This window comes from Actinocrinis sp. (assembly GCF_035653575.1).
Taxonomy (GTDB): domain Bacteria; phylum Actinomycetota; class Actinomycetes; order Streptomycetales; family Catenulisporaceae; genus Actinocrinis.
The window spans coordinates 20187-36102 of record NZ_DASRBQ010000157.1; the positions used below are offsets into that span (position 1 = coordinate 20187).

The 15916-nt window shown below is 69.0% G+C and carries 12 protein-coding genes; 9 read left to right on the plus strand and 3 right to left on the minus strand.

The genetic code is table 11. The features are described from left to right. Nucleotides 1–201: 201 nt before the first annotated feature. The 6 genes from VFA06_RS21310 (at nucleotide 202) to VFA06_RS21335 (ending at nucleotide 6859) form a co-directional block, all read left to right on the plus strand. Nucleotides 202–4251 (plus strand): hypothetical protein, encoded by a 4050-nt coding sequence (locus VFA06_RS21310; RefSeq protein WP_324842432.1) that lies wholly within the window; start codon nucleotides 202–204, stop codon nucleotides 4249–4251. 23 nt (nucleotides 4252–4274) lie between these two features. After that, nucleotides 4275–4823 (plus strand): hypothetical protein, encoded by a 549-nt coding sequence (locus VFA06_RS21315; protein WP_324842433.1) that lies wholly within the window; start codon nucleotides 4275–4277, stop codon nucleotides 4821–4823. Nucleotides 4824–4868: 45 nt separating this feature from the next. Beyond that, nucleotides 4869–5264 (plus strand): hypothetical protein, encoded by a 396-nt coding sequence (locus VFA06_RS21320; protein WP_324842434.1) that lies wholly within the window; start codon nucleotides 4869–4871, stop codon nucleotides 5262–5264. A 111-nt stretch (nucleotides 5265–5375) separates the two neighbouring features. Next, nucleotides 5376–5897, plus strand: a complete 522-nt coding sequence (locus VFA06_RS21325) for a hypothetical protein (protein WP_324842435.1) — start codon at nucleotides 5376–5378, stop codon at nucleotides 5895–5897. Between the two features lie 198 nt (nucleotides 5898–6095). Continuing rightward, the gene (locus VFA06_RS21330; RefSeq protein ID WP_324842436.1) at nucleotides 6096–6407 is read left to right on the plus strand and encodes a hypothetical protein; all 312 of its coding nucleotides are present in this window, start codon (nucleotides 6096–6098) and stop codon (nucleotides 6405–6407) included. An 83-nt stretch (nucleotides 6408–6490) separates the two neighbouring features. Then, nucleotides 6491–6859 (plus strand): DUF1801 domain-containing protein, encoded by a 369-nt coding sequence (locus VFA06_RS21335; protein ID WP_324842437.1) that lies wholly within the window; start codon nucleotides 6491–6493, stop codon nucleotides 6857–6859. A 79-nt stretch (nucleotides 6860–6938) separates the two neighbouring features. Here VFA06_RS21335 and VFA06_RS21340 read toward each other — a convergent pair whose 3' ends face one another. After that, nucleotides 6939–7928, minus strand: coding sequence for a LacI family DNA-binding transcriptional regulator (locus VFA06_RS21340; RefSeq protein ID WP_349260282.1), 990 nt, complete (start codon nucleotides 7926–7928; stop codon nucleotides 6939–6941). A 572-nt stretch (nucleotides 7929–8500) separates the two neighbouring features. Here VFA06_RS21340 and VFA06_RS21345 point away from each other — a divergent pair. Together VFA06_RS21345 and VFA06_RS21350 are read left to right on the plus strand one after the other, a co-directional pair. Next, on the plus strand, nucleotides 8501–12301 hold the full coding sequence (locus VFA06_RS21345; protein WP_324842439.1) for an arabinofuranosidase catalytic domain-containing protein: 3801 nt from the start codon (nucleotides 8501–8503) through the stop codon (nucleotides 12299–12301). 202 nt (nucleotides 12302–12503) lie between these two features. Continuing rightward, nucleotides 12504–13688 (plus strand): cytochrome P450, encoded by a 1185-nt coding sequence (locus tag VFA06_RS21350; protein WP_324842440.1) that lies wholly within the window; start codon nucleotides 12504–12506, stop codon nucleotides 13686–13688. 78 nt (nucleotides 13689–13766) lie between these two features. Here VFA06_RS21350 and VFA06_RS21355 read toward each other — a convergent pair whose 3' ends face one another. Together VFA06_RS21355 and VFA06_RS21360 are read right to left on the minus strand one after the other, a co-directional pair. Further along, nucleotides 13767–14249, minus strand: coding sequence for an SRPBCC family protein (locus VFA06_RS21355; protein WP_324842441.1), 483 nt, complete (start codon nucleotides 14247–14249; stop codon nucleotides 13767–13769). Beyond that, nucleotides 14246–14569 carry a metalloregulator ArsR/SmtB family transcription factor gene (locus VFA06_RS21360; protein ID WP_324842442.1) on the minus strand — a complete coding sequence of 108 codons (324 nt, stop codon included), beginning with the start codon at nucleotides 14567–14569 and terminating at the stop codon, nucleotides 14246–14248. The genes VFA06_RS21355 and VFA06_RS21360 overlap by 4 nt, the downstream gene beginning before the upstream one ends. Before the next feature lie 284 nt (nucleotides 14570–14853). Between VFA06_RS21360 and VFA06_RS21365 the strand changes: the two genes are divergently transcribed. Next, nucleotides 14854–15489 carry an STAS domain-containing protein gene (locus tag VFA06_RS21365; RefSeq protein ID WP_324842443.1) on the plus strand — a complete coding sequence of 212 codons (636 nt, stop codon included), beginning with the start codon at nucleotides 14854–14856 and terminating at the stop codon, nucleotides 15487–15489. Nucleotides 15490–15916: the final 427 nt, after the last annotated feature.

The window sequence follows — 15916 nt, forward strand, 5'->3', positions numbered from 1 at the left end:
GTGTTCGCGAGCATCGCGGCTGGTCATCGCCCGATAGATCGTCCGTAGATCCGCGGCTGCGACGCTGCTGGCGACGGCGAGCCGCCGGCCGGCCGGGCGGCACGACGTCCTTGAGGGTGAAGACCGCGAGACGGGATGCCGATGATGTTCATGCGGGGTCGACGGCGTCGGGCGCTGACCGCAGCACTCTGCGTCGCTCTGGTGGGATGGACTCCGGCCTATGCCGCCGCGCGGCCGGCCGACACCGGCCGCTCGCCGAGCGCCGTCGCCGACGACGAAGTAGTCGTCGGCGACGGCGACACTACCGGCTACCACCTCTACACGGCTGCGGCAGCCAACGGCTGGAAGTGGCGCGCGCTGGCCTCGATCCAACCGGGCGGCTACGAGGACGAGCGCTGGATCGGCCAGCAATGCCTGACCGGTGACGGGCGCACGGTAGTCGCCGTGATCGCGCCGTGGAGCGCGAACAACAGCGAAGCCGGGATGAACGCCGGTGCGTTCGCGTACACCGTGGATCTGGCGACCGGCGCGGTGCGCGCGGTGGCGTCCGGGGTTTCGCTCGCCTACTTCGACCCTGGCTGCGGATCGGGTTCCGCCGCGGCGCTGACCAGTTATCTGGCCACCGGGCAAAGCAGGACCCGCATCTCCGTCCTCGACACTGCCACCGGTCGCCTCAGCGGGGGCGCCACGGTCGCGGCGGAACTGACCTCCGCGACCGTGGCGGGCGGGCGAGTGCTGGCCGCGCGCGGATCAGACCTCGTCGAGGTCACCGCGGGTCGAGTCAGCGTCCTGCGGCACTTCGCCGGGCAGCTTTCCGACCTGCGGGCCGCCTCGGACGGCGGAGTGGACCTGCTCGAGCGGGCACCCGTCGGTCGCTCGCGGATCTGGCACTGGACCGGGACCAGCGCCCGGCAGATCGGGTCCGGCCTCACCGCGACGCTGCAGCTGTTGCCGGGAGCGGGCGGCCGCAACCAGGTGGCCGCTGCTTCCTCCCTCACCCGCGACAGCGGGCTGACTCCGGTCGATCTGCCCGCATCGGCCACCGCGCTGGCCGCGTCGTCACGCGGCGGTCTGGTCGTGCTGCCCGACGCGGCGGCTCCCGCCGATTCGGTCCACAACGGCGACCCCGGCGTATCGGTCTGGCGCCCGGGCTCCGCCGCGTCCAGCCGCGTCCCGCTGCCCGCCGCAGCGGCACGGCGCACTCTCGCCGTGCCCTCCGTGTCGGCCGCGGGCACCGCGCAAACCGCGCCACACGTGGCCGGTCCGCAGGTGACTCAGGCAGCTGAGACGTCGATTCCCCAGTGCGCCGTGCCGCGCAACGACATCTTCAAACAGGTATGGCAACCGAGCGCCGATCAAGTGCGGTGGGCAGTGAATCAGGCCGCGTTAAGCGCGCTCGCTCCGCCGAACACCGGCGACGCGCGCCCGCCCGCCAACCAGATGTACACCGTCAACGACGCCTCATACGCAGCGCTGCCGACCACATACCCCTCGCAGCAATGGCCGCTGACCAACCTCGCTCCGGCCGGCAGCGGACCCGCGGTCACCGTTCCGCCCCTGGTCATGTACGGGATCCTGGCGCAGGAATCGAACTGGGAGCAGGCCAGCTGGCACGCCCTGCCCGGCCGCGCCGGCAATCCGCTGGTCGCCGACTACTACGGGGTGAACAGCGCGAGCAACGCGAGCGGTGCGATCGACTACAGCTATTCGGACTGCGGCTACGGCATCGCCCAGGTGACCAGCGGCATGCAGAACTCCGCGTATCCCGGCGCCACAGGCTCACTGGACGCGGCGTCACAGGACACGCTGGCCGTCGACTACGCGTCCAACATCGCCTACGCCGAGATGCTGCTCCAGATCAAGTGGACGCAACTGCAGAACCTCGGCATCAAGCTGAACAACAACGACCCGACGAAGGTCGAGAACTGGTACGCCGCGATCTGGGGCTACAACTCAGGGGTCTACACCGCTCCGAACAGCGCGAACGGCCTCGGCTGGTTCAACAACCCGGCCAATCCGATCTATCCGAGCAGCCGCCACACCTTCCTGCACTACGGGGCCGTCCAGACGCTTGGCGACGCCGCCACGCCGCAGCGGTGGCCGTATCAGGAGAAGGTCTTCGGCTGGATGGAGGTGCCCCTGGAGAACAACGGCATCCTCGACTACCGGGGCACCTACGACTGGGACACCAACAAGGGCTCCTTCCTGAACACGCCGAACGCCAAGTACTTCTGCAGCACCACGGTGAACAACTGCGACCCCTCGCAGATCGGCGCGAACCCGTGCCCGGCGGACAGCAGCGCGTGTTGGTGGAACGCCCCGGTGACGTGGGTGACCAACTGTGCCACCGCGTGCATCACGGACACCCCCTCGAACGCGCCCAACAACCACATGTACTACGACGTGCCGGGCTTGCCCGAGCCGGCGTTCAGCCCGGTCGGGCCGAACTGCTCGGTCGGCGCCGGCACCCCGGTCAGCGACGCCAACGGAAAACTGCTGGCAGGCACGGTCCTGATCGACGACGAGATGATCGCCAGTCAGAATCCCGGACACCGCACGCCCAACCTGATGGGCTGCTCCGGCAGCAGCGCGCAACTCGCCCCCTCCGTACCGGCCTCGTTCGCCCTGCTCGCGAACGATGGCAAGCCGATCGACGCTGCCGCGAGCCCTGGCGAGTCCGGTCAGATCGACCTGCACCAACTCGGTGGCGGCCTCGGCGGGCACCTGTTCTTCACCCACACCGAGCCGAGCACCGACACGGCGGACGAAGTCAAGGGTGTATGGTCCGCGACGCTGCCCGCAGACACCGGCTACGGAACCGTGTATCAGCTCATGGCCTTCGTGCCCGATATCGCCGCCGCGACGGCGCACGCCGCGTATCAGGTCTCGATGGGCGGAACGCGGGCCACCTTTAACACCTTCGGGTCGCCGGGTATGCGTCACGCAGCCATGGTGCGCACGATCAGCCAGGCCGCCTACACGAACCAGTGGATCAGCCTCGGCTACTACCTGTGCGGTGGACCCGATATTCAGAACGGGGCCACGACCGGGCCGTCCAGCTGCTCGGCCTCTGTCACCCTCAGCAACCTGACACCGGGCAGCGACTCGACGCAGGGCTCAGACATCGCGTACGACGCGGTGGCGTTCGTGCCCGCACCGCTCGGCGCCTACGTCGCGATGGGCGACTCCTACTCCTCAGGCGAGGGCCTACAGGGCGGGTTCGCCGACGGTACCGACGTCACGGAGAACCTGGCAGGCGATCACGGCAACCTCTGCCACGTGAGCAGCGGCGCCTGGCCCGGCATCTACGCACCGCAGTCCGACGTTCCCCTGGTCGACCTGGCCTGCTCCGGCTCGAACATGTGGGACGAGGCCGGCGTGCTCGACTACATGAACGTCAAGACCATCACCGGCCCCCTCGCCAGCATCGCCGTGCCTGCGGACGCCGGATCCGTGTACTACGCGCCGCCGTCGACTGGCGGCACGCTCAGCGACTTCCCGCCGAGCAGCGGCAACTGGCACCCGAACGGTCACACCGAGATCTCGTACTACAGCAACGACCCGCCTCATCCGCAGGTGGACACCTGGAGCGACCAGGGCGCCGGTTCTGACTACTACTACGAGGCGAGCTACCAGGCGGAGCTGGTCAGAGCCCTGCGACCGAAGTTCGTGTCGGTCACCCTCGGCGGCAACGACCTCGGCTTCGCGAACATCGTCCAGGACTGCATCTTGATCCACGGCGAGTTCGGCGACAAGGGCGCGTGCTATCCCGACTACGCCAACACCAGCGGCCCGGACAAGATCGACACCAAGCTGGCCAGCCTGGTCGGCCCGTGGACCGACGCGTTCAAGACGATAGCGGCCGCGGCCGGCTCGCCGAACAAGGTGATCGTCATGACCTATCCGGCCCCGATCAGCGCGACCACGGCGAATCTGGGCACTTACAACTTCGACTGCTCCGGGATCACGCTCCAAGACCGGCAGTGGCTGGTACCGAAGGTCGCCACGCTCGACAGCGACCTGATCAAGGCCGCGCAGGCGGCCGGCATCCCGGCTCAGAACATCGCCAACGAGGTGAACGCGTTCGCCGGACACGAGCTGTGCACCGGAACGCCGTTCGTTACCGAGCCCGGCTCGACGCTCAACGTCTCGGAGCAGGACAACTTCTTCCACCCGAACGCCGCGGGCTACAGCAAGCTCGAGCAGGACTTCGTGGCCGTCCTGCACGGCAGCAAGGTTCCCGGCGAATGATGAGACAGCGAAGGAATGCAAACATGATGATGCTGCGAAGGATCGCCCGGGCGACGGCCGCGACGGTCATCGGCGCCCTCGCCCTGGTGGTGACCGTCGCCGGTCCCGGCAACGCCGCAGTGAGCGCCCGGGCTCCGCGCACCGTCACGCCGCACGGCACCACCAACAACGCGTGCTATCAGAGCCCCAGCGCGGCTCATTGCGACAACACAGACCCCTTCGACACCGACTGCAGTATCGGCAGCTACGTGGCCAACTCCCTACCTGTGTACTGGTACGACGCCGAAAACGGACAGCGCACCGGGGGCTACTCGGGCTACATCCAGAACTGGTACTCACCGCATTGCGGCACGAACTGGGCGCGATACGTGGACACCAGCGGCACCGGCGGGAACGTCAACATCGTCACGTGCCTGAACAACCAGTTCGTACATTGCACCGATTGGTACGTCTCGGCCGTCTTCCCGGCCTGGTCGAATCAGCTCTATGCGAAGACGACGGTCGCCACCGCCTTCGCTGACTTCTCCGCATTCGGGGGCGGCGGAACCGCGAGTGGAAGCGCGAGCGCGTAAGCCCGGGTCCGCAGGCCGTATTGCCACATGTCAGAAAGAAAAGGGATGACAATGCTCAATCACAAGAAGGCCGCGGCCATGGTGGCCTTGGCGGCCGCCGCAGCCGCAGTGCCGATCGCCGTTGCCGGCCCGGCGCAGGCAGCCGAGAAGATCATCACGGGCACCGTGGCCGCCGGCCTCGGCCTCAACGTCCACTCGGGGTCGCCGACGGGCACCGTGATCGACATCATGCCGAACGGCAGCACGGCAAGGCTGTCCTGCTGGGTCAGCGGCCCGAGCGTGACCGGACCGTGGGGCGCGACCAGCGTGTGGGACGCGGTCGAGGGCTACACGACCCCGTCCGGGCAGAACATCGACTTCGTCGGCGGTACCCACGTGTTCTCCGCCGACGCCTGGATCAACACCGGCGGCGACACCTCGAAGATGCTGCCGCACTGCTGAACACGGCTCGACTACGCGTGACGACAGTTCGGCCACCTGCGTGCGATGCGGGTTGCGTGACACCGACCTGCACCCGCCGCGCCCCCTACACCGAACGAACGGAGACCTGGCATGTCTGCCGAATCGGAACTTGAGACCGGACTCAGTCAGAACCCTCGCGTCCGGATACGGACGGGCAGGATCCTGCTCGCGGTCGGCATGGCGGCGGCGGGTATCGCCGCCGCTCCCTCCGCCGCGCAGGCGTACGTACCGGACCAGCCGCCGTGCTACGGAGCGACCTGCGTGGGCAAGTCGCCGTACATCACGAACCGGGACGGGGAAAGCTGCGTCACCGGCGTACCCGGCGCGAACAACGGCGCGACCTCGATCGCTTACGTGGACGCCCCCGGCGACGGCACGGACAACAACCGCGCGATCCTGCGCTGGTCGTCGTTCTGCGGCGCCAACTGGGCGAAATGGGAGGGGAGCTCACCCGGCTACGCCGACTACTGGGCCCAGTCCGGAGACGGCCACAAGGAAACCCCTGAAGGCAGCGGCTACACGTACATGGTGGACGGCACGCAGGTGGCCCGAGCGTGCGTGGTGCCCTACACGTTCGGCGAATACGCCGCTGCCTGCACCGGCTGGTACTAACCGCCGCGCCGCACGTTCTCAGCGTTCGGATGCGACACCCTCGGCGTCCAAGACCTTCAGGTACCTGATGATCGCGCACCTGGCCCCGCCGTCCTTCCAGGGGCGCGCTTGTGGTGCAGCGTGTGCGCCCTGGTGCGCTATGACGCATGCGGTTGTGCCGTCGGGGCGGGTGCGCGCGCGGGCCGGCATCAATAGGATGTGCCTGATTCGAACACTGAGATCGTCGTCGCCTCGCCGCGAGCGTGGCAGTCTTTGGAGGTCGCCATGCGGCTGAACCGTTCTGCGTTTTCCCAACTGCCGAGGCGGCGGGTGCGTGTTGCCGGTGCCGGCCTGGCCGTGCTCGGCGTGGTCAGTCTGAGTCTGGCAGCCGTTCCCGCCTGCGGAGGTGGCGGTGCCACTGGCGACAACGCGGTGCACCTGCAGGCTGCCGTCGCGCCCGCCGCACTGGCGGTGGCCAGCGGGGCGATCGCCCCGAACTGTGGGGGAGGAGGCGGCACCGGGGATGACTAAGCAGCGCACCCGCGGGGTTGCGCCCCTCACTCGCGTGGACGCCGCCGGGTGCCGCCGAGACGCCCGAGTGAGAAACTGGCTAGGTGGCACCCACCGATATCGACGCCTATCTCGCGGATCTCACCGAGCCCCAGCGGCACACGCTGAGCAAGCTGCGGGCGGACATCCACGCGGTGCTGCCCGAGGCTCAGGAGTGCATCTCCTACGGAATGCCCGCGTTCCGAGTCGAAGGCAAGGTTGTCGCGGGATTCGCCGCCTTCAAGAACCATCTCAGCTATCTGCCGCACAGCGGGTCGGTGCTGCCCGCGCTCGCCGATGATCTCGCCGATTACACGATGACGAAGGGCTCACTGCACTTCCCGACCGACCAGCCGCTTCCGCGCGCGCTCGTGCGCAAGCTGATCAGCACCCGGCTGCGGCAAGCCGGGATCGAGCGCAACCTAGGTACGTGAGCGGTCGGTGCGCGGCGCTCGGGGCGGGCGCCCGCGCCGGGAGCTTCCGCGCCCGGTCCGCTGTCTAAGGCCTCGTAGGTCAGGCCGTGCGCGGAGCTGCGACGCTGTCGCGGGGGACCAGGACGGGAGCGATCGTTTCCCGCTCGCCGGACACCTCGCCGGAGCTGATCTGGTGCAGCAACACGCTCAACGCCGCACGGGCCACCGCGTCGAAGTCGGGGCGGATCGTGGTCAGCGGAGGGACGAAGTACGCGGCCTCGGGGATGTCGTCGAACCCGACGATGCTCACGTCCTGCGGCACTAGGCGGCCGAACTCGCGCAGCGCCTTGAGGATTCCGAGCGCCAGGTGGTCGTTCGCCGCGAACACCGCGGTGACATCGGGCATCCGTGCCAGCAGCTGACCGACGCGGTATCCGGCTGCCGGGCTCCAGTCAGCCGACAGGACGGGAGGCGGATCGATGCCCGCGCGCTCGAGGGCGGCGCGCCATCCCGCTATCCGGCCGACGCTGTCGAACCAGTCGTCTGGTCCGCTCACGTGCCATACCGTCGAGTGGCCGGCATCAAGCAGATGCTGTGTCGCGAGGCTCGCTCCGGCGCTTTGATCGACCGTAACCAGCGGGTTGGTGCGTTGCGGATCGCCGTCGATGCACACCAGCGGCAGGTCGGTCGGCATGTGGTCCAGCGCTTCACCCGCCGAGGCCACCGGCGCGATGACGACGACGCCGGCCACCCGCTGACGCAGATGCCGGTCGACCGCCTCCGCGATCGACCGGCGATCCAGGGCTCGAACGCTCGCCACCGCCACCGCGAACCCGGCCTCGGACGCCGACTGCTCGAACGCCGTCAGCAGCGACGCCGGGCCGAACAGCGTCGTGTTCTGGGCCACCACGCCGATTACCTGCGAGCGTCCGGTGACGAGAGCGCGCGCGGTGTGGTTGGGCCGGTAACCCAGCTCGGTCATCGCCGCCTGAACGCGCAACCGGGTCTGCGGGCGCACATGGGGATGGTCGTTGAGCACGCGGGAGACGGTTTGGTGGGACACACCGGCCAATTGCGCCACGTCGGTGATGGCCGGATCGCGCGCGGGCGGGCGGGATTTCCCGTTCTGCTCGCCGGTCTTGGCCTCGGCCTTGCCCACCGCGCACCTCTCTCGACCCAGTCCGGCCGCCGGGTGAGGACGACGTAGAGATCTATGTTATCGCTCACGGTGATGGCTGGCCGCAGTAAGAACGATGAATCCGCCCGATCCTTGTTCCACTCTTGACTGCGCAGTTGTGAACGTGAACACTCTCTCACGGCAAGACTCTGCCACTGCCCGACGAGACCGCTTCCACCTGCGGTTCTTCATGACAAGCGGGAGGATTGCGGGTCGTGAGCGGTAACAATGGGCGGACGGAGTGCGGCGCCGCCCACGGTGCGCCGAATGTCAATGACCTGCCGCGTATCGCGACCCGAATGTGCCGAGGCTGGGGTCTCTCGGTCTTGAAGACTTCCCGGGAACGCTGCCGCAGCGCGGCCACCGACCAAAGAGTTAGCGCTCACATTTCTCGCCGGATGCTGGGTGCCTCGTATCGCAACGGTCTGGATCTCGGGCGATCCGGCCGCGGCACAGCTAACCGATGAACAAAGGAGCTCATCGTCGTGATCGGATTGCCCTTCCCACGCATAAGACGCCGGAGCGGGGCCGCCGCCGCGGCCATCGTCCTGGCTCTTAGCGGCGCGAGCCTCGCCACGGGCGGCGTGGCGCGGGCCGCCACCCCCGCCGCTCCCGCGAAAGCGCAAGGCCCCTGCGACATCTACGCCGCGGGCGGAACTCCCTGCGTCGCCGCCCACAGCACCACCCGCGCGCTGTACGCCTCGTACACCGGCCCGCTCTACCAGGTGAAGCGACTGTCCGACGGCAGGACCAAGAACATCGGCGTCCTGGGCCGCGGCGGATACGCCAACGCGGCTGAGCAGGACGAGTTCTGCGCCGACACGACGTGCCTGATCACCCGCATCTACGACCAGTCTCCGATGCACAACGACCTCACCCAGGCGCCGCGCGGCGCGTTCAGCGGCCCGGCGATGGGCGGCGCCAACAACCTGCCGATCGCGGACATGGCGCCGATCACGATCAACGGCCACAAGGCGTACGGGGTCTTCATCGAGCCCGGAATGGGCCTGCGCGACAACGACACCACCGGCATCGCGACCGACGACCAGCCCGAGGGCATGTACTGGATCGTCGACGGCAAGCACTTCAACGGCGGCTGCTGCTTCGACTACGGCAACGCCGAGATCGACAGCCGCGACGACGGCGACGGCACCATGGAGACGAGCTACTTCGGCAACGCCACCGCCTGGTACCACGGCAACGCGCCCGGCCCGTGGGTCATGACCGACCAGGAGAACAACCTGGTGGGCTGCGTCAACCCCGGCAGCACCTCGAAGCTCTGCGCGCAGCTGCCCAGCGTCACCTCCCGGTTCGAGACCGCCGTGGCCAAGGGCGAACCCCACCACTGGGCCAGCCTCGGCGGCGACGCACAGCAAGGCGCCTTGTCGACCATGTTCGACGGGCCACGCGTCGGCCCGACCTATGATCCGATGCGCAAACAGGGCGCCATCGTGCTCGGCAACGGCGGTGACAACAGCAACGGTTCGCAGGGCACCTTCTACGAAGGCGTGATGACGTCCGGCTACCCGACGGACGCCGTGGACCAGCAGGTGCAGGCCAACATCGTGGCCGCCAAGTACGACGTGCAGCGGCTGAGCCTGGCGCCGAGCGCCGCGACCGCCACCCCGCCCGGCCTGCAGACCTTCGCGCCGGGAACGAGCCAAGACGTCACCGAGACGTTCACGAACACCACCGGCGCGGCCGTGGCCGGCGTCAAGCTGAGCCTGTCCCTGCCCGACGGCTGGAGCTCGAAGCCGCAGGGCCAGACCACCTTCTCCTCGCTCGCGCCCGGCGCGAGCGTCAGCGCGACCTTCACCGTCACCTCGGCCAGGTGGGCCTTCAACGGCGACCTGGGCGGCCGAGCGGTGTGGCTCAGCCAGAACGGCGGCGGCCCGAAGGTCGACACGACCACCGAGAAGGTGCGCGACGACAGCCCCGTCAAGATCAACGAATTCCGCGTCGGCACCTCCACGGACTCGACCGACTCCTTCATCGAGCTGGTCAACACCGCCTCGTCTCCGGTCGACGTCTCACGCTGGACGCTGACCGAACACGCGGCCGGGCAGGCGGTCTCCTCGACGGTGACCGTCCCGCCGGGGACGAAGATCGCGGCGCACGGCCACTACCTGCTCGGCCTGTCCGCCTCGGGCCTCGCCGCCCCCGCCAACCCGGGCGACTCCACCCTCAACGTCCGCACCACCGCCGGGATGAGCGTCGGGGACACCGTGACGGTCGGCACCGGCAGCGCGGCCGAGACCGCGAAGATCGCCGAGATACCCTCGGTCGGCGCCTCCGGGCCGCGGGTGGCCGGCAAGCTGGGGAACGCGGTGAAGCTGAACGGCGCCGACGAGTACGTCAGCCTGCCCACCGGCATCGTCAGCACCCTGTCCGACTTCACCGTGTCGGCCTGGGTCAACCCCTCCGCGGAGCCGACCTGGTCGCGCATCTTCGACTTCGGCACGGGCGAGAGCGACTACATGTTCCTCACCGTCGACGGCGGCGGCGCCGGCCTGCGCTTCGCCATCACCACGAACAGCAACGGAGGGGAACAGCAGCTCACCGGCGGCGGCCTGCTCCCGCTGAACACCTGGTCGCACGTCGCGGTCACGCTCTCGGGCACCACCGGCACCCTCTACCTCAACGGCAGCCCGGTGGCCACCAACCCGAACATGACGCTGCACCCCTCCAGCCTGGGCAACACCAACCAGAACTACATCGGGAAGTCGCAGTGGCCTGACCCGCTCCTGAACGCCACGGTCGACGACTTCAACATCTACAACCGGGCGCTCTCCGCGAGCGAGGTCGCCGCTCTCGCCGGCGGCCAGGCCGGCGCCGGCAACGTCGCGGACTACAAGTTCGACGAGACCGGCGGCGCCACCGCGGTCGACTCCTCCGGCAACGGCAAGAACGCGACCATCGTCAGCCACGGCACGGCCGCCAGCCCCAGCACACCGCTGTGGCAGCCGGTACCCGACGGCCCGCTGACGATGCCGGCCGGCTCGACCAACGTCCCGGTCACGAGCACCGCGGGCTTCGCCGTCGGACAGAAGGTGGCTATCGGCTACGGCAAGAGGCTCGAGCTGGCCACCGTCACCGCGGTCGGCAACGCGGGCGCCCAGGCGCGGCTCGCGGCGCCGGCGACCGCAGGTTCGACCAACATCAAGGTCTCCTCGGTCGGCAACATCTCGGCCGGGGACCACATCCAGCTGGACATCGGCGCCAACACCGAGGACCTCACCGTCGCCTCCGTCGGCACCGCTGGCGCGAACGGCACCGGGCTCACCCTCGCCGCCGCGCTGACGAAGAACCACTCATCCAACCTTCCGTTCAGTGACCGGGGGACCGGCGTCAGCTTCACCCCGGCGACGCGCTTCGCGCACTCGAGCGATGAGCCGGTACAGGCGCTGGGCGCCGGGATCGTGCTCGACCACCCGTTGACCCAACGACACGCGATCGACACGCCGATACTCGACAACAGCGTCACGACGGCGGGGTATCAGGGTTCACCCGCGCCCGACCAGTGGTTCGGCGGACCCGCCCTCTCCACCAGCGCCGGCAGCATGGTGCTGCGCGACGGCCGCGGCCTCGTCGCCGACAGCCTGAACTACGGCCTGCTGGTCGACCCGTGGGCCGCCGAGGGCTACCAAGGCGGCACCGGAAGCGGCTGCGTGGTGCCGACTCCGGGATTGGCGAGCGGCGCGGGCAAGAGCGCGAGCCGCTTCCCCGACGGCAACGACACGGACAGCAACTGCAACGACTTCATCGTCGCGAACGCCACTCCGGGCGCGGACAACAAGTTCGCGCTGGATCCGGGGCCGCTGGTGTCGGTGCAGGCGACCGCCGCCGGCAGCACGTCGAACTTCATCAAGCACGACGACACCGACGACCTGGTCGTCACCGCCCCGATCACGGCGAGCAGCCCGCAGACCGACAAGCTCGACGCGACCTGGGTCGAAACCGCCGGCCTGGCCAACCCGAGCTGCGTCTCGTTCGAGTCGGTCAACAAGCCGGGCAGCTACTTGAGGCACATGAACTTCCAGTTCCACCTGCAACCGAACGACGGCAGCACACTGTTCTCCCAGGACGCTACGTTCTGCCCGCAGGCAGGCAACAGCGGTCAGGGCACGTCGTTCCAGTCGGTGAACTTCACCACGAAGTACATCCGCACCTTCAACGACACCGTCTATCTCGCCAGCGACGGCGGAACCAACCCGTGGGACGACGCCACCACGTGGGCGACCGACTCGAGTTGGCTGATAGACCAGCCGTGGGCGCAGGTCCAGTGAGCGCGGCTAGCGTCTAAGGAACCTGAGTAGCATTCCACAAGTTCGCGGTCGCTCTCGGCGCTGCAGTACCGGCGCCGAGAGCGATCGCGCGTTTTCATGCTCGATGGACGCGTCACCCTCGCGTCGGCCACGCCGGGGCTCGTAGATAATCAGAGCCTTGCGCCCGCGCCAAGGGGGGCGCCCGGAGAAAGGCAGCGCCGCCATGACCGTCAAGGACGCCGACATCGCCCGTGCCCTGATCGCCGGCCTGTCCGGCAGTCCATCCGCCGTGGCCGAGCGCCTGCACGCGCAACCAGACGGCGTGTACTGCGCGACGCTTCCGGACGGCGCGCGCGTGTGGGTCGTCAGCCGATACGACGACGTCAGGCGGCTGCTGGCCGAGCCGCGACTGGCATTGGACAAGCGCAACTCCCGCAGCGGTTACCAGGGCTTCGGGCTGCCGCCCGCCCTCGAGGCGAACCTGCTCAACCTGGACGGCGCGGACCACGCCCGGCTGCGCCGCCTGGTGACCGCCGCGTTCACCGCCCGCCGGACCGACCAGCTGCGTGACCGCATCCAAGCCACCAGCAATGCCCTGATCGACGCACTGCCGGCGACCGGCACCGCCGACATCGTCGCCGACTACGCCGCTCCGCTGCCGGTCGCAGCGATCTGCGACCTGCTCGGCGTGCCGGCGGATCAGGGCTCGATGCTGCGCGAGTGCACCCAGGTCCTGCTCGCTCCCGGCAAGTACGGCCCGGGCGACCTGGCCGCGACCCTCGGCAGGATCCTCGCGCTGCTCACGCAGCTGATCGCGGGCAAGCGGGCCGAACCGAGCGACGACCTGCTCACCGCGATGATCGCGGCCCGCGACGGGCAGGATCGCCTCTCCGAGGAGGAACTGCTCTCCCTCGCCTTCCTCATCCTGTTCGCCGGCTACGAGAACTCAGTCCACCTGATCTCGGCCGCCGTGGCGCGCGCTCTCGCCGAGCCGCAATTGGCCGCCGCCATCCGAGCCGAACCCGATCCGCACACGGAGCCGATGAACCGCGCCGTCGAGCAATTCCTGCGTTACGACCAGCCTGCGACCACGGCTATGCGGCGCTTCCCGACCGAAGACATCAAGATCGGCGACACGGTCGTCCCGGCCGGCGACACCGTGCTGCTCGCCGTCGCCGCCGCGAACCGCGACTCCGCCGCCGAAGGAAGCAGCCACCTGAGTTTCGGCCACGGCCCGCACTACTGCCTCGGAGCACCGCTGGCCCGGCTGGAGGCGCGCATCGCGGTGTGGACGCTCCTGCACCGGCTGCCCGACCTGACGCTCGCCGTCCCGTACGCGGACCTGCCGTGGAAGAGCGACCACCGCCAGCACGCCTTGACCGCCCTGCCCGTCAACGTCACGCCATAGCGCACCGGACGCTGCAGCGCAGGACACGGATCGGGTTGACGGCCTCCGCGTCCACAGCCGGGCCGATCGGCGAAACCGTCAGCCCTCGGCTTCGAGCAGCGCGGCGTAGCGGGCGAGGTAGAGCGGCCAGCCCTGGTCGCCGCCGACGCCGTCGCTGACGGACTGCCAGCCGGGGCCGTGCCGGTCGAGGTTGCGGTGTTCGAGTTCGACGCGGGTCTTGTTCGGGCCCTCGGCGACGAAGCGGACCTCGACCTCGCTGGTGAGCTGCGGGTCGGTTTCCAGCTGCCAGGTCGGGCCGATGTCCCAGCTGAACACGACGCGCTGGGGCGGTTCGTAGGTCAGGATGCGCGCCCAGCGGCACACGCTGCCGTCGGTCGCGCGGTCGTAGATGTGTCCGCCGACGCGCGGCTCGAAGACCGTCTCGGCGATCGGCGCTTGGAGCAGGTTGTGCTCCGGCGGCTTGAACTCGCCGAAGCGCGCGGTGAATGCCGTGAACGCCTGGTCGATGGGCGCGGCGACGACGAGGTGCCTGCGCACGACCGCGGCTTCGCTTCCGATCATGAGTCCTCCTCTGGTGCCTGCTCGGCGACCTGCGCATAGGCGGCCAGCGCCCGCTGCCAGAAGGTGTCGAGTTGGTCCCGCAGCGCGGCCACGGCCGCCGGGTTGAGCCGGTAGATCCGCCGGGTGCCGACCGCCTGCTCGCTGACCAGGCCGGCGTCCTTGAGGACCTTCAGGTGCTGGGAGACCGCTGACCTGCTGACCGGCAACTGCTCGGCCAGCTGTCCGACGGCCTGCGGTCGCTGCGCGAGGCAGTCGACGATTGCGCGCCGCGTCCCGTCGGCCAGCGCGCTCCAGCCGTCTCCCGCTTGGTTAGTATCCACTAACGGTTAGTCTCGGCTAACGGAAGGTCGTTGTCAAGCCGTGCCTGCCGCGGTCACCACGGTGCGCGAATCGCGTCGGCGTTTGTGCTCATGAGGGCAGGGGCGACCGTCGCGACCGATTGGCAGGCTTACAGGTTTAACGGACGGCGTTTCGGTGAGACGGTAGGGATATTCGCATGAATCGCGAGCCAGGGTGTCGCGCTGGCGTTTGCCGCAGCTCGGCGTTCCGGTCCACGTAGACCGCGTTTCGCGGTCGGCATGTGGCGGACGAGAGCGTGGCAGATATGAATAGCGGTCTTGTAATCGGCACATCGGCTGCCGGTGACCAGCGGACCCTCACGGTCAAAGGCGAGCTCGACATGGCCGTGTCCACGGTCTTCGAACAGACGCTGCTTGAAGCGGTAGCGGCGACGCAGCCCGGCGCCGAACTGGCGGTCGACCTGAGCGAGGTGCGGTTCTTCGACGTGAAGGCGCTTCGTGCGCTGCTGCATGCCGCCCGCGCGGCGGAGGCCGCGGGCGTCCCCTTCTGCCTGGCTGCCTCGCCGACGGTGGCCCGAGTCTTCGAGCTGCTCGGAATCGATACCGCGCCCGTGCCGACGGACTCCACGAGCGCGCCAAGCGGCCAGGGCCCATGGATCACCATCCTGCCTGGCACCGAGAGCCACACCCAGCGGTCGCGATCGGCAGCACGGCACATCCTGGTCACGGCCGCACCCGCCACGGGGGAGGGCGGGCGCGTTGACGCGGTGCCGGGAGCGATACGAGTACAGCAGGCCGCCGGCATCCTGGCCGAGCTCGAAGCAATCAGCCCGGGCGACGCGCTAGAGCGCATGCGGGCGCGCGCGTCCCGCGACGGCGTCATCTTGGCCGTGCTGGCCCGCCGGATCGTCAAGTATCGAGGCTGGCCGCCGCGCCGCTGAACCGCGGATAGCCGAGCGGGGCGCAGCATCCCGTCGCCGAGCCGCTCGTCCACGGCACGTCGCAAATAGCACGCCGCACGTCGCGTAACGCTGACGTGCGGCGCTTTTTGATCGCGTGGATCCAACTCGTTCGGGTGAAGATCGACATCGATCGCTGAGTCGTCGGGTGCTGCGCGATGTCTTCTTGGCACGATGGCGCGCGGGCGCCGGCCGCTGGTCCGCCGACGGGCGCTCCGCCTTCTGGCCGCCTGTTGTCTGTGGCCGCGGCGCAGCAATCGGCACGCGAACGAACGGGGTCAGCGCGGTGACTGCGAGGGCGATTTCGAGCGGCGAGACAGGCGGCGTCCGGTACGTGCTGCGCAAGCTCCCCGCGGTGACCGCGTTGTTCTGGCTGGTCAAGACGATCGCGGTGACGCTGGGGGAGACG